Source organism: Mesorhizobium sp. WSM4306 (assembly GCF_007003975.1).
GTDB lineage: Bacteria > Pseudomonadota > Alphaproteobacteria > Rhizobiales > Rhizobiaceae > Mesorhizobium.
Map to the genome: position 1 here is coordinate 1 of NZ_VFTC01000056.1, position 12,517 is coordinate 12,517.

12 protein-coding genes are annotated in these 12,517 nt (G+C 63.0%); 8 read left to right on the forward strand and 4 right to left on the reverse strand.

Annotated features, from left to right (window positions below):
* Positions 1 to 156: 156 nt before the first annotated feature.
* Genes FJV77_RS31840 through FJV77_RS31850 form a run of 3 tightly spaced genes read right to left on the reverse strand, consistent with a single transcriptional unit; the run spans position 157 to position 4,752 of the window.
* On the reverse strand, positions 157 to 1,158 hold the full coding sequence (locus FJV77_RS31840) for a rhamnose ABC transporter substrate-binding protein (protein WP_142870291.1): 1,002 nt from the start codon (positions 1,156 to 1,158) through the stop codon (positions 157 to 159).
* A 46-nt stretch (positions 1,159 to 1,204) separates the two neighbouring features.
* Positions 1,205 to 2,194 (reverse strand): ABC transporter permease, encoded by a 990-nt coding sequence (locus FJV77_RS31845; protein WP_142870292.1) that lies wholly within the window; start codon positions 2,192 to 2,194, stop codon positions 1,205 to 1,207.
* Positions 2,191 to 4,752 (reverse strand): ATP-binding cassette domain-containing protein, encoded by a 2,562-nt coding sequence (locus FJV77_RS31850; RefSeq protein ID WP_142870293.1) that lies wholly within the window; start codon positions 4,750 to 4,752, stop codon positions 2,191 to 2,193. The genes FJV77_RS31845 and FJV77_RS31850 overlap by 4 nt, the downstream gene beginning before the upstream one ends.
* Before the next feature lie 242 nt (positions 4,753 to 4,994).
* Between FJV77_RS31850 and FJV77_RS31855 the strand changes: the two genes are divergently transcribed.
* Entirely contained in the window at positions 4,995 to 6,230 is a 1,236-nt protein-coding gene (locus FJV77_RS31855; RefSeq protein WP_246691447.1) for an ROK family transcriptional regulator, read from the forward strand.
* Entirely contained in the window at positions 6,193 to 6,450 is a 258-nt protein-coding gene (locus tag FJV77_RS31860; protein WP_142870295.1) for a hypothetical protein, read from the forward strand. The genes FJV77_RS31855 and FJV77_RS31860 overlap by 38 nt, the downstream gene beginning before the upstream one ends.
* A 65-nt stretch (positions 6,451 to 6,515) precedes the next feature.
* Here FJV77_RS31860 and FJV77_RS31865 read toward each other — a convergent pair whose 3' ends face one another.
* On the reverse strand, positions 6,516 to 7,187 hold the full coding sequence (locus FJV77_RS31865; RefSeq protein WP_142870296.1) for a glutathione S-transferase family protein: 672 nt from the start codon (positions 7,185 to 7,187) through the stop codon (positions 6,516 to 6,518).
* Between the two features lie 352 nt (positions 7,188 to 7,539).
* Between FJV77_RS31865 and FJV77_RS31870 the strand changes: the two genes are divergently transcribed.
* The 6 genes from FJV77_RS31870 (at position 7,540) to FJV77_RS31895 (ending at position 12,346) form a co-directional block, all read left to right on the forward strand.
* Positions 7,540 to 8,184 (forward strand): 50S ribosomal protein L25/general stress protein Ctc, encoded by a 645-nt coding sequence (locus FJV77_RS31870; RefSeq protein WP_142870297.1) that lies wholly within the window; start codon positions 7,540 to 7,542, stop codon positions 8,182 to 8,184.
* Between the two features lie 21 nt (positions 8,185 to 8,205).
* On the forward strand, positions 8,206 to 8,946 hold the full coding sequence (gene pth / locus FJV77_RS31875) for an aminoacyl-tRNA hydrolase (protein WP_142870298.1): 741 nt from the start codon (positions 8,206 to 8,208) through the stop codon (positions 8,944 to 8,946).
* A gap of 94 nt (positions 8,947 to 9,040) precedes the next feature.
* The gene (gene ychF, locus FJV77_RS31880) at positions 9,041 to 10,144 is read left to right on the forward strand and encodes a redox-regulated ATPase YchF (protein ID WP_142870299.1); all 1,104 of its coding nucleotides are present in this window, start codon (positions 9,041 to 9,043) and stop codon (positions 10,142 to 10,144) included.
* Between the two features lie 213 nt (positions 10,145 to 10,357).
* A complete protein-coding gene (corA, locus tag FJV77_RS31885; protein ID WP_142870300.1) occupies positions 10,358 to 11,332 on the forward strand; it encodes a magnesium/cobalt transporter CorA in 975 nt (324 codons plus the stop codon).
* 94 nt (positions 11,333 to 11,426) lie between these two features.
* Positions 11,427 to 11,888: a MaoC family dehydratase gene (locus FJV77_RS31890; RefSeq protein WP_142870301.1), complete on the forward strand. Its 462-nt coding sequence runs from the start codon at positions 11,427 to 11,429 to the stop codon at positions 11,886 to 11,888.
* The gene (locus FJV77_RS31895) at positions 11,885 to 12,346 is read left to right on the forward strand and encodes a MaoC family dehydratase (protein WP_142870302.1); all 462 of its coding nucleotides are present in this window, start codon (positions 11,885 to 11,887) and stop codon (positions 12,344 to 12,346) included. The genes FJV77_RS31890 and FJV77_RS31895 overlap by 4 nt, the downstream gene beginning before the upstream one ends.
* Positions 12,347 to 12,517 lie beyond the last annotated feature (171 nt).

Here is a 12,517-nt window from a genome sequence, read left to right on the forward strand (position 1 = left end):
CCGCGCGCCCCCCCCCCCCCCCCCCGCCTGGCCTTGGGAGGCCTAGAGCCGGATGATTTCAGGTCTGTTCGACCTGAAATCTGAATCCGTCTCTAAATCAAAGAGATAGAGCATGATGTCGTCCGAAAACCGCTTCACACTTTTCGGCATCATGCTCTAGAACTTGAACTCGGCCAGGTTTTCCGGCGTCACGATCTTGGCCGGGCCGAGGATCAGTTCGCCGCTGGTGCCTATCGTGTATTCGCCCAACCTGCCTACCGTGAACTTCTCACCTTCCTTGCCGGTGATCTTGCACTGCGCCAACGCCTGGGCCGTCTGATAGGTAAGATAGCCAAGATCGGTGACATTCCACCAGATATCCTGCGCGGTGCCGTCCTTGATGTATTTCGAGATCAGAGTGGCCGGCGCCAGCCCTGTCAGCTTGACCTTGCCGATCATGCCGGCTTCCTCGAGTGCACGCGCAGCCGCCGGAAGGCCGATGCCTGCCGGAACGATGATCACCTTGAGATCCGGAAACGCCTGCACCAGCGCCAACGCCTGTTGCTGGTTGACCTGCTCGCTCTCCTCGCCATAGGCGACCTGCACCAGCTTCATCTTGGCGAATTTCGGCTCTGCCGCCATCTTCGCCTTCATGAAGTCGATCCAGGCGTTCTGGTTGGTCGCCGTCGGCGTCGACGACAGGATCGCGAATTCGCCTTCACCGCCGCTGAGGTCGAATGCGCTTTCCAGCATCATTTCGGCGAGACTGTCGCCTTTCACCTGGTTCACGAAGACCGCACGGGCATCGGCCGCCACGTCGGAGTCATACGAGATCACCCTGACGCCCTGCTGAACGGCCCGCTTCAGTGCAGGCGCAACGGCATTGGCGTCGTTGCCGGCAATCGCGATGACCCCTACCTTCTGTGACACGAGGCTGTTGATGAATTCGATCTGTGCCTCGGCCGTGGCTTGCGATGGGGCGACCTGTGTAGCGGTGCCGCCAATTTCCTTCGCCGCCTCTTCGGCGCCTCCAAAAGCGACCTTGAAGTAGGGATCGGTATCGAGTTTGGGCAGGAAGCCGACGGTTACCGGTTCCTTGGAGCATTCCTGGCTGTAAGCCAGCGATGCTGGCGCAAGCAGAACTGCGGATGCGAGCAGGGCTAATCTAAACGCTTTCATTGTGTCTCCTCCGTCAGAATTCGGGCTTGAAGTAAGGGGCCCGAGATTACCCCTTGGTTTCGCGCAGGACGCGCGATCTCGACAGCCGCTCCTCCAGGGAGCGCCAGTAATTGCCGACCAGCAGCGATCCGATCAGAAGCAGGCCGATGATCATGCCTTGCGCGTCGCCGCCGATCTGGTTGAGCGCCAGAACGTTGCGGATGATGGCAATCAAGAGCAGCGCCAGCATGACGCCGGTGAGCCGCCCCTTGCCGCCAAAGACACTGACGCCGCCGAGCAGCACGATGGTGATGACGTCGAGCTCCATGCCGAGCGCATTGTTGGCGCGGGCATTGGAAAGGCGCGCGGTATAGACGATGCCAGCGATGGCCGCGACGACGCCGGAGACGACGAACAGTTTCAGCACCATTTTGCGCGTGTTGATGCCGGAATAGCGGGCCACTTCCGGGCTGCCGCCGAGCGCGTAGATGCGCTTGCCGGTCGGCGTCTTCTGCAGCACCGCCGCGAAGATCGGCGCCAGCAGCAGGAACGGCACGATGGTCCAGGGTATCTCGGTGCCCGGCAGATTGTTGATACCGAAATCGACGACCGCGGGCGGCAATATGTTGACCGAACCGGTGCCGAGCAGGATGTAGCCAATGCCGCGATAGAGCGCCATCGTGCCGAGCGTCACCACCAGCGACTGCAGCCCCAGGCCCGAGACGAGATAGCCGTTGCACGCACCGAGCAGGCCGCCGAAGGCAAGCGTCAGCGGAATGGCCGCCAGCGTCGGCACGCCCGCCTGGACAGCCAGGCCGAACACCACGGAGGCCAGCGCCAGCACCGAGGCGATCGACAGGTCGATCTCGCGGGTGATGATGAGCAGCGTCATCGGCAGGATCAGCAACGCCTTTTCCGAGGCGCTCGCCGCCAGCTGCGAGAGGTTGAAGCCGGAGACGAAATTCGGCACGAAGACCGCTGCGTAGAGAAAGACGGCGAGGCAGGCGGTCGCCAGCAGCAGGTCCCAGAAATCGATCGAGCGCAGGAATTTTCTCATCTCGCCCTCGCCTGTCTTGCCTGTTCGGCGCGCCGCACGATGAAAGTGTCGATGCCGATGGCGACCAGGATCACCAGGCCGTAGACGCCCTGCAGCCAGAGCGGATCGACACGCACCAGCGTCAGCCCGTTCTTGATGACCAAAAGCGTGAGCGCGCCAAGGATGATGCCGAGCAGCGTGCCCGAACCGCCACGGATGGCGACGCCGCCGACCACGGCCGAGGCGATCACGGTAAGCTCGAAGCCGAGCGCGACGCGGGCATCGATGGTAGCGTAGCGCGAGGCCCACAGCGCGCCGCACAGGCCGCCGAGCAGGCCTGCCATGCCGAAGGCAAGCAGGATGCGGCGGTCGACAGGGATGCCGATCAGCCTTGCGCCATCCGGATTGGAACCGGTGGCAAACAGCTCGCGGCCGATGGCCGTGCGATAGAGCAGCACATAGCCGGCGCACAGGATGACAATAGCGATGACCACGATCAGCGGAACGCCGGCGATCTTCAGGCCAGTCATGTCGAGCCAGGCTTGCGTGACTTCGTCGGCGCTGACCTGGTCGCCGGCCGCCCAGATCGAATTGAAGCCGCGAAAGATCGACATCGAGGCCAGGGTGACAACGATGGCCGGGATCTTTCCCCTTGTCACGACAAGGCCGTTAAGCAGTCCGGCAAAGCCGCCGACGGCGCAAGCGGTGACAAGTCCGATACCAATGTCCAGTCCTGGATAGGCTTGGACCATGCTGGCCGCCATATAGGCGGAAAGGCCGATCACCGCCGCGATCGACAGATCGATGTTGCGGGTGATCAGCACCAGCATCTGGGCGAGTGCCGCCACCACCAGCAGTGCGGCATCCATCGACACCGCGGTCAGGTTCGCCGCGCTCACCATGCGCGGATTGATGATGGTGACCGGAATGGCGACGGCCAGCATCGCCGCGAGCAGGCCGAACTCCCGCCGCTTCAGAAAATCGAACGGTCCTTTTGCCTTTTCCTCCTCGGCACGCTCCAACTGCGCTGCCTGGCCGGCGCGTTCACCGGTCTTGGTCGCTGCTTCCAGCACCTTTTCCTGGGTGGCCTGCCCGTGCACGAACTCCGCCGTCTGATGACCTTCGCGCAGCACGACGATGCGGTCACACATACCGATCAGTTCGGGCATCTCGGACGAGATCAGCAGGATAGCCATGCCTTGCGCGGCAAGGTCGGCGATCATCGCATGCACTTCCGCCTTGGTGCCGACATCGATGCCTTGCGTCGGCTCATCGAGGATGAGGACGCGCGGCTCGGTGCGCAGCCATTTGGCCAGCACCACCTTCTGTTGGTTGCCGCCCGACAGTTCCTTGACCGGCTGCCCGTAGCCGGAAAAGCGCAATTTCATGCGCTTCAGCCAATCCACCACCAGATCGATTGCGCGATCGGTGCCGTAGAGGCCGCGAGGCGCTGCCTTGTCGAGGACCGGCAGCACCGCATTGTCGAGAATGGAGAAATCCATCACCAGGCTCTGGCCCATGCGGTCTTCCGAGACATAAGCGATGCGCGCATCCATGGCGTCGCGCGCCGAGGCGAACTGCACCGGCTTGCCGTCGATCAGGATTTCGCCGGCATCCGGCCGGTCGATGCCAAACAGCACGCGCGCAATCTCCGTGCGTCCGCTGCCGACCAGCCCGCCAAGCCCCAGCACTTCGCCAGCGTGAAGCTTGAGATCGATGCCAGAAAAGCCGCCGGCGCGCGAAAGCCCCCTCGCCTCCAGCACCAACGCGCCCGAAGCATGGCGCCGTTCGGGATAGAGATCGGTGACTTCACGGCCGACCATCATGCTGATGGCGGCGGCACGGCCAAGCTCGGCCTTCGGCTTGACGCCGATGAGGCGGCCGTCGCGCAACACGGCGATACGGTCGGCGATGCGAAAGATTTCGTCCATGCGGTGGCCGACGAACATCATCGCCACGGCGTGCAGCCTGAGATGGGCAACGACGGCAAAGAGCCGCTCGACCTCACGCTGCGACAGCGCGGCGGTCGGCTCGTCCATGATCAGCACGCGCGCATCCAGCGACAGCGCCCGGGCGATCTCGACCAGCTGCTGTTCGGAGGTGCGCAGTGTTCCCAGCCGCGTTGCCGCCGGCACGCTCAGGCCGACGGTCGCCAGCACCTTGCGCGCGCCGGCCAGCATGGCGGCGTTGTCGATGCCGCCGAAGCGGTCGCGCGGCATGTGGCCGAGATAGATGTTCTCCGCCACCGAAAGATCGGGAAACAGGCCGGGATGCTGGTGCATAACCGCAATGCCGGCCGCTTGCGCGTCATGCGGCGAGTGGAAGAGCGCCGGCTTGCCGTCAACCTCGACGTGACCGCTGGTGGGAGAATGCACGCCGGCCAAAAGCTTCACGCAGGTGCTCTTGCCGGCGCCGTTTTCGCCAAGCAGCGCCAGCACCTCGCCGGAGCGCAGCTCGAAGGATGCGTCCTTGAGCGCAATCGTGCCGCCGAACGCCTTCGTCGCCTGAACCAGGGCAACGGGAACAACCCGCACCACCGCAGCAGCGTCGGCCTCGCTTTGTGTGCCCGAGTGCAGCACGTCTCCTCCCGGTCTAGTTATTTTTTCAATTTGCTATATTAAATAGCACAAAGGCGCAACGGGAAAATTGACTTCCATGGTTCCGGCGCGCACTGTCGCCTCGCGCACAGGCATCGCAGGATGCTTCGGCCGCAGGTGGTTTGCGCCCTTTGCGGCGGGAACGGCGACATTTTGGGGAGATGCGGGTTTTGTCGGGAAAAGGCAGCAATTCTGTCAAAGTTCGGCACTATAATGAGCGTTTCGTGCTCGACGCCATTCGTCGCCTCAAGGAAGCGTCCAAGTCCGATCTGGCGCGCGCGGCCAGTCTGACGCCGGCAGCGGTCGCGGCCATCGTCGATGGGTTGGAATCCTCAGGATTCGTAAAGCAAGTGGGAAAAAGGTTCGGACAGCGCGGATCACCCTCCACGCTTTACCGGCTGACACCGGAGCGCATCTACAGCGTCGGCATCAAAATCGGCCGGCGTGCGCTGGAAGCCGTGCTGGTCGACTTCGCCGGCGAAATCCGCGCCCGCGAATCGCATGAATACCGCTTTCCCGATCCCGACCTGGTGCTCAAGACCGGCAACATGGCGTTGGCCACGTTCAAAAAACTGGTCGACGGACTTGGCGATGCAAGCATTGTCGGCGTCGGCATTGCCTCGCCCTATTTCCTCGGCGGCTGGAGCGAGGAGCTGGGCTTTCCCGACGATCTCGGCAGCCGCTGGGAGGCGATCGACCTGACGACATGCTTTGCCACGCCAGCAACGACGCCGGTGTTCGTGGAAAACGACGCCACGTCGGCGGCACTGGCCGAACTGGTCCAGGGCGCCGGCGCACGCTTTCGCGACTTCATGCACATTTCGATCGACACGTTCGTCGGCGGCGGCCTCGTGCAAGGCGGCAAGGTCCATACCGGCCCGCACGGCAACAGCGCCGCACTCGGGCCCTTGCCGGTGTCGCCCTCAAGCCTCGATTCGGTGGCGGCCAAGCCGGCGCGTTACCAGAGCCTGCTGCATCGCGCCTCGATCTATGTGCTGGTCAATCATCTGAGGTCGCGCGGCGTGGTGATCAATCGCGTGCGGGAGCTCGACCCGCTGCCGCCGGAGGCGCGAGTGCCTTTGTTCGAGTGGATCGACGATTGTGCAAGCGCGCTGGTCGAAGCGATCATCGCCATCACCTCCATCATCGACATCGAAGCCATTGTTCTCGACAGCATCCTGCCACGGCCGATCCATCTCGAACTGCTGGCGAGGGTTCAGGCCCAGTTCAACCAGACCAGCGCCATCGGCATCGTGGCGCCCGAGATCGTGCCTGGGCAATTCGGCCCAGAGGCCTCCTCGATCGGCGCCGCCATGCTGCCGTTCTCGGCGCTGCTGGCGCCCGACAGCGGCGTGCTGATGATCGGCAAGGACCGGACGAAACTGCTGAGCGCCCTGTCCACGTTGGCTGGCGCCAAAGGCAATGGATCAAATCCAACGCCCGACAATCTGCCGGCCTGAGCACTATGCGGCGCCCGACGCAGGCTATGGCCGCCCCTTGCCCGCCATGTCGGTGAGCACTATCGCGCGCCGGTTGGCGCTGGAATCGGCGGATCTGGTGACCCGCGAGCGCGGCAATGCCGACGAGCGCCAGGTAAAGGTCGATCTCACCGCAGCCGCCGGGCGCTGCTCACGCAATGCAACTGTCTGGGTGAAACGCTCATCGAACGCTCGGAGATGATATTGGCTGAGATCCGATACCCTCACCCAAAAGGTCTGGGCCTTGCGCGAGGCGCTGGGTGCCGATCAGTCCGCTGATCCGGGCCGATCGTTGGAGATGTAACTCTTCACGCGCGGCAATGGTGGCGCCTCAAGTTCCTCGAAAGGGTCGCGCCATGCATCGATCGCCTCGAGGCGGTCATTCCAGCGGCGTATCGACGGATAGTCGTCGAGCGGTAGCCCGGCAGCATCGTTGAAAGGCAGGAACGTCGCCATGCGAAAGTCGGCGTAGGAGACAGAATTTCCGACCAGCCACTCCCTTTTCGCGAGCACGGGGTCGAGGATGGCGGCAGCCGCGTGGAAAACCCTGAACCCCTCCTCGACTAAGGCGTGGTCGATAGGACCCAACCCCCAACGCTGCTTGGTGCCGCGCTCGAAATGCACCATGTCGCAGCCTCTCATGAAATTGTCCTTGCCCCAGCTTATCCATCGGATCATGTCCGGCTCATCGTCGCCGCCGCGCCAAAAATTTGAGCCCACCTCGCGGGAGAGCCGGCAGGCGATGGCGTCGGCCTCCCACAGGCTCCATCCGGAGCCGACCAATATCGGCAAGGTCAGATTTGGGTTGAGCTCGCGATAGTGCTCGGCCTGCCCCGATGCCATGGGTGAGGCGAATTCGAACGTAACGTCCGCCTTGAGATGACGCGCCGTCGCGACCCCGAGGCGAGGATTGGGGTTGCGGCTGAACAGAAGTTTCATATCGGATCCTCACGGATTGGTTGAGGCAACCGCCATAGGACGATTGAAGCCTGCCAGATCCGACATCGGGACAGACGGGATTTTTGGCTCTATGCTTTCGCTATTGGAAATGTCCTCAAAGCCTTCCAGACCAACCGCTTGCGCCTGCGGCCGCCTTCCGCTATAGAGCCGCCACCCGCGTAGACACCCTTGGAGGCAACGCGGCGGAAGGCTGCCTTCCCTTGTGATCCCGAATAAAGGTCCGCGTATGCGGCATCTCGCATTCGGACATCCGGGCCTGGCGGCTTTCGACGTTTACGGTCCAGGCAGATTGCCCGCCGCAAACGCTCCATAACACGCGAAAGGAAATGCCATGAGCCACGATACTTACGAGCTCAAGGCCGAAGCGCGCGAACAGGTCGGTAAGGGGTCCGCCCGTGCAGTTCGCCGCAACGGTAAAGTGCCTGCAGTTATTTATGGCGACAAGCAGCCTCCCCTGGCTATTGCGCTGAACTACAAGGACCTCTTCTACAAAATCCATGGCGGCGGGTTCCTGACCACGATCGCCACGATCGACGTCGACGGCAAGAAGATCCAGGTTCTGCCCAAGGATTTCCAGCTCGATCCGGTCAAGGATTTCCCGGTCCATGTCGACTTCCTGCGCATCGGCAAGGACACCGAGGTCAATGTCGACGTGCCTGTCCACTTCATCAATGAAGACAAGTCGCCCGGCATCAAGCGCGGCGGCGTGCTCAACATCGTGCGTCACGAAGTCGAGTTCCACTGCCCGGCCAATGCGATCCCGGAATTCATCACCGTCGATCTCACCGGCGCCGACATTGGCGATTCGATCCACATCTCGGCGGTAGCCCTGCCGGCCGGCGTCAAGCCGGTGATCTCCGACCGCGACTTCACCATCGCGACCATTGCCGGCTCCTCGGCGATGAAGCCGGAGGCGGAAGAGACGGCGGAAGCGGCAGCCCCCGAAGCGGCGGCTCCTGCTGCCGAAGAGAAGTAATTTTCGGGCCCGGAGCGCACGATGCTTGTCTTTGCAGGCCTCGGCAATCCGGGCGCGAAATACGCTGATAACCGGCACAATGTCGGCTTCATGGCGGCGGACGCTATTGCCCGCCGCCATTCCTTTTCGCCCTGGTCGAAGAAATTCCAGGGCCTGATCGCCGAAGGCACGATTGCCGGCGAAAAGATCCTCCTGATCAAGCCACAGACCTTCATGAACCTGTCAGGACAGGCGGTCGGCGAAGCCTTGCGCTTCTACAAGCTCGGCCCCGAGGCGCTCACCGTCTTTTATGACGAAATCGACCTGCCGGCCGGCAAATTGCGGGTCAAGGTCGCCGGCGGCGCCGGCGGCCATAATGGTATCCGCTCGCTCGACCAGCATGTCGGCAAGAATTTTCGCCGCGTGCGCATCGGCGTCGGCCACCCCGGCGTGAGGGATATGGTGCATGGCCATGTGCTCGGCGATTTCGCCAAGGCCGACCGCGAATGGCTGAACGTGCTGCTCGATACCATTGCCGACGATGCCGGGTTGCTGGCCAAGGGCGACGACAGCTCCTTCATGAACCGGGTGACGCTGGCCTTGCGCGACAAGCTGGTGCCGACCGGCGACGACGACCGCCCGCCGGCCAAGACGCCAAAGGCGCAAGGCCCGAAAGCCCAGAGCCACATCCGCCAGGCACGGCCGCAGCAGGCGCCGGCCAAGCTGCCGGAAAGCGGACCGATGGCGGCGATGCTGAAGAGACTGTTCGGCAAGAAGGACTGAGCGTCGACGCTATCGGGACCGCAGGGCTTGACGTTCCTCACCCCTATCGCCCATAGCCCTCATCAAATTTCTATTTCCCGATAGGACCGGACACATGGGTTTCAAATGCGGCATCGTTGGCTTGCCCAACGTCGGCAAGTCGACGCTTTTCAACGCGTTGACCAGGACGGCGGCGGCGCAGGCCGCCAATTATCCGTTCTGCACCATCGAACCGAACACCGGCGAGGTCGCGGTGCCCGATCCGCGTCTGCAGAAGATCGCGGCAGTCGCCAAATCGAAGGAGATCATCCCGACCCGCATCTCCTTCGTCGACATTGCCGGCCTGGTGCGCGGCGCTTCCAAGGGCGAAGGGCTGGGCAACCAGTTCCTCGCCAACATCCGCGAGGTCGACGCCATCGTGCACGTGCTGCGCTGCTTCGAGGATGACGACATCACCCATGTCGAGGGCCGCATCGACCCTGTCGCCGACGCCGAGACCGTCGAGACCGAGCTGATGCTTGCCGACCTCGACAGCCTCGAGCGCCGCATCGTGCAGATCCGCAAGCGCGCCGGCAGCAAGGACAAGGAAGCCACTACCCTATTGCCGATGATGGAGGCTGCGTTCGAATTGCTGCAGGCCGGCAAGCCGACCCGCATCCTGCTCAAGGGGATTTCAGCGGAGGATCTGCGCATCCTGCAGGGGCTGAACCTCTTGACCTCGCATCCCGTGCTCTACGTCTGCAACGTCGCCGAAGCCGACGCCGCCACCGGCAATGAGCACACCCAGGCCGCGGAAAAGATGGCCACCGCGCAGGGCGCCGGCACCGTGGTGATCTCGGCCGCGATCGAGGCCGAAGTCGCGCAACTCTCAGACGAGGAAGAGATGGAATTCCTGTCCTCGCTCGGGCTCGACGAACCGGGCCTCAATAAGGTCATCCGCGCCGGCTACGATCTGTTGCACCTCATCACTTATTTCACCGCCGGGCCGAAGGAGACGCGCGCCTGGACCATCCACAAGGGCGACAAGGCCCCGCAGGCCGCCGGCGTCATCCACACCGACTTCGAGCGCGGCTTCATCCGTGCCCAGACCATCGCCTATAACGACTACATCACGCTGGGCGGCGAAGTGGCTGCCAAGGAAGCCGGCAAGGCGCGCGACGAAGGCAAGGAATATGTCGTCCAGGACGGCGACGTCCTGCTGTTCAAGTTCAACACTTGAGGCTCCGAGGTATCTCGCGGCCGGCGCGCTGACCGCGGCCGATCACAGCTGCGTCAAGTGGAAGAGCCCGCATGCTGCTTCGCTTGACTACCCTTGGCACCGGGTCTAAGGCCGTTTGCATGCAATCTGCCCGTCTCCGTGGGAAACGGCCGCACGCGCAAGACCCATCGCTATCGAACGAAACCTCTTGGGCTCAACCAACGGAGACCGGCGATGATCAAGGCCTTCGTCGTCGACAATGACCGCCTGCGCGCCACTGACGATCTCCTGACGAATGGCGCCCAAGTCGTCTGGGCCGACCTTCTGAATCCGACCAAGGAAGAAGAAACGACGATCGAGACCTGGCTCGGCGTCGCTATTCCGACCCGTGAGGAGATGGAAGAGATCGAGATTTCGAGCCGCCTCTATATCGAGGACGGTGCCTATTTCATGACCGCAACTTTGCCGGCGCAGACCGAGATCGATGATCCGCTGATGTCACCGGTCACTTTCGTGCTTGCGGGACCGAGACTGGTCACCATCCGCTATCATGAGCCGAAGGCGTTCAAGACTTTTCCGCTGCGCGCCGAGAAAGTGGCGACCGGCTGCACCACCGGCAACACCATCCTGATCGGTCTGCTGGAGGCGATCGTCGATCGGCTCGCCGACATTCTCGAACGCGCCGGCCGCGACATCGAGACGATTTCGCGCGATATCTTCGAAGCGCGCTCGACCAAGGTGAACAAGCGCAACCGCGATTTCCAGGAGCTGCTGAAGGCCATCGGCCGCAAGGAGGACATCGCCTCCTCGATCCGCGACAGCCTGATCTCAACCCAGCGCCTCTCCGGCTTCCTCGCCCATGTCGCGACCCAGATCAAGATGAGCAAGGACGTCCGCGCTCGCATCAAGACCGTGTCGCGCGACGTGCTGTCGCTCGCCGACCACGCCACCTTCCTGTCGCAGAAGATCTCGTTCCTGCTCGACGCGACGCTGGGCATGATCTCGATCGAGCAGAACGCCATCATCAAGATTTTCTCGGTCGCCGCCGTCATCTTCCTGCCGCCGACGCTGGTCGCCTCCATCTACGGCATGAATTTCGACGTCATCCCGGAGCTGAAATGGGAGCTCGGCTATCCCTTCGCCATCGGCCTGATGATCCTGTCGGCGATCCTGCCCTTCTGGTATTTCCGTCGCCGCGGCTGGCTCTGACGGGGCCTGGATCAGTGAAAATTGCTTGACCAAACGCCGCCCGGACGGCATCCGGATGCCCGGTGATCGTACAACCTTGAACCGGATTAGGATCATGACGGCAAAAAGCTGGGCCTACGAGGATTTCACCGAGGGCGCCTCGATCGACCTCGGCGCCAAGCAGGTGAGTGCAGCTGAAATCGTCGAATTCGCCACCGAGTTCGACCCTCAGCCGATGCATCTCGACGAGGCAGCCGGCAAGGCCAGCATCCTTGGCGGGCTGGCCGCCTCCGGCTGGCACACCTGCGCGATCTTCATGCGCATGCTGTGCGACGCCTTCCTGCTCGACTCGACCGCGCAAGGTGCGCCGGGCATCGACCAGGTCAAATGGAAGAAGCCGGTGCTGGCCGGCGACACGCTTTCCGGCAGGACTGGTGTGGTCGCCAGGCGCCTTTCGAAGTCACGACCCCAACTCGGTCTGGTCACCTTTCGCAGCGAAATGGTCAACCAGCGTGGCGAGAGCGTCTTCGAACTCGAAAACACCATCATGTTCCTGACCCGCGAGGCCGGCGCATGAGCCTCGACGCGTTCTTCCGCATCGGCGAGACCATCGATCTCGGCTCGCACACATTCGAGGCCGAGGCGATCAAGGTATTCGCCCGCATATACGATCCACAGCTCTTTCATGTCGACGAAGAGGCAGCAAAGAAAAGCGTTTTCGGCGGCCTCTGCGCCTCAGGCTGGCACACCGCCGCCACCTGGATGAAACTCAGTGTCCAGGCCCGCATGGATGCCGGGTGGACCGGCACCGGCCCGGTGCCCGAATTCGGCCCATCACCCGGCTTCAGGAACCTGAAATGGCCAAAGCCGGTCTATGCCGGAGAAACCGTCACCTTCATGCGCACGGCCCTGTCCCATCGCCAGCTCGCCACTCGCCCCGGCTGGCGGCTGCTCGCGCTGCGCTCGGAGGGTTTCGACTCGGCAGGCGACCAGGTGATCGAGTTTGACAGCGCCGTGCTGGTGAAGGCGGAGTAGCGGCGACCTTTTCCTTCTCCCCCTGTGGGAGAAGGTGGATTGCCGCGAAGCGGCAAGACGGATGAGGGGTGTTCCAGCGGAGTGAGACGTCGGCGTTCCCTGGAACACCCCTCATCCGACCTCGCTTCGCGAGGCCCCCATCTCACCCAAGGGGAGAAGGGGGAACCGCGC

What these genes read in the sequence shown, in the direction of transcription:
- FJV77_RS31840 (WP_142870291.1), bottom strand. Translation starts at nt 1,158, where the DNA reads ATGAAAGCGTTTAGATTAGCCCTGCTCGCATCCGCAGTTCTGCTTGCG.
- FJV77_RS31845 (WP_142870292.1), bottom strand. Translation starts at nt 2,194, where the DNA reads ATGAGAAAATTCCTGCGCTCGATCGATTTCTGGGACCTGCTGCTGGCG.
- FJV77_RS31860 (WP_142870295.1), top strand. Translation starts at nt 6,193, where the DNA reads ATGGATCAAATCCAACGCCCGACAATCTGCCGGCCTGAGCACTATGCG.
- FJV77_RS31865 (WP_142870296.1), bottom strand. Translation starts at nt 7,187, where the DNA reads ATGAAACTTCTGTTCAGCCGCAACCCCAATCCTCGCCTCGGGGTCGCG.
- FJV77_RS31870 (WP_142870297.1), top strand. Translation starts at nt 7,540, where the DNA reads ATGAGCCACGATACTTACGAGCTCAAGGCCGAAGCGCGCGAACAGGTC.
- pth (WP_142870298.1), top strand. Translation starts at nt 8,206, where the DNA reads ATGCTTGTCTTTGCAGGCCTCGGCAATCCGGGCGCGAAATACGCTGAT.
- ychF (WP_142870299.1), top strand. Translation starts at nt 9,041, where the DNA reads ATGGGTTTCAAATGCGGCATCGTTGGCTTGCCCAACGTCGGCAAGTCG.
- corA (WP_142870300.1), top strand. Translation starts at nt 10,358, where the DNA reads ATGATCAAGGCCTTCGTCGTCGACAATGACCGCCTGCGCGCCACTGAC.
- FJV77_RS31890 (WP_142870301.1), top strand. Translation starts at nt 11,427, where the DNA reads ATGACGGCAAAAAGCTGGGCCTACGAGGATTTCACCGAGGGCGCCTCG.
- FJV77_RS31895 (WP_142870302.1), top strand. Translation starts at nt 11,885, where the DNA reads ATGAGCCTCGACGCGTTCTTCCGCATCGGCGAGACCATCGATCTCGGC.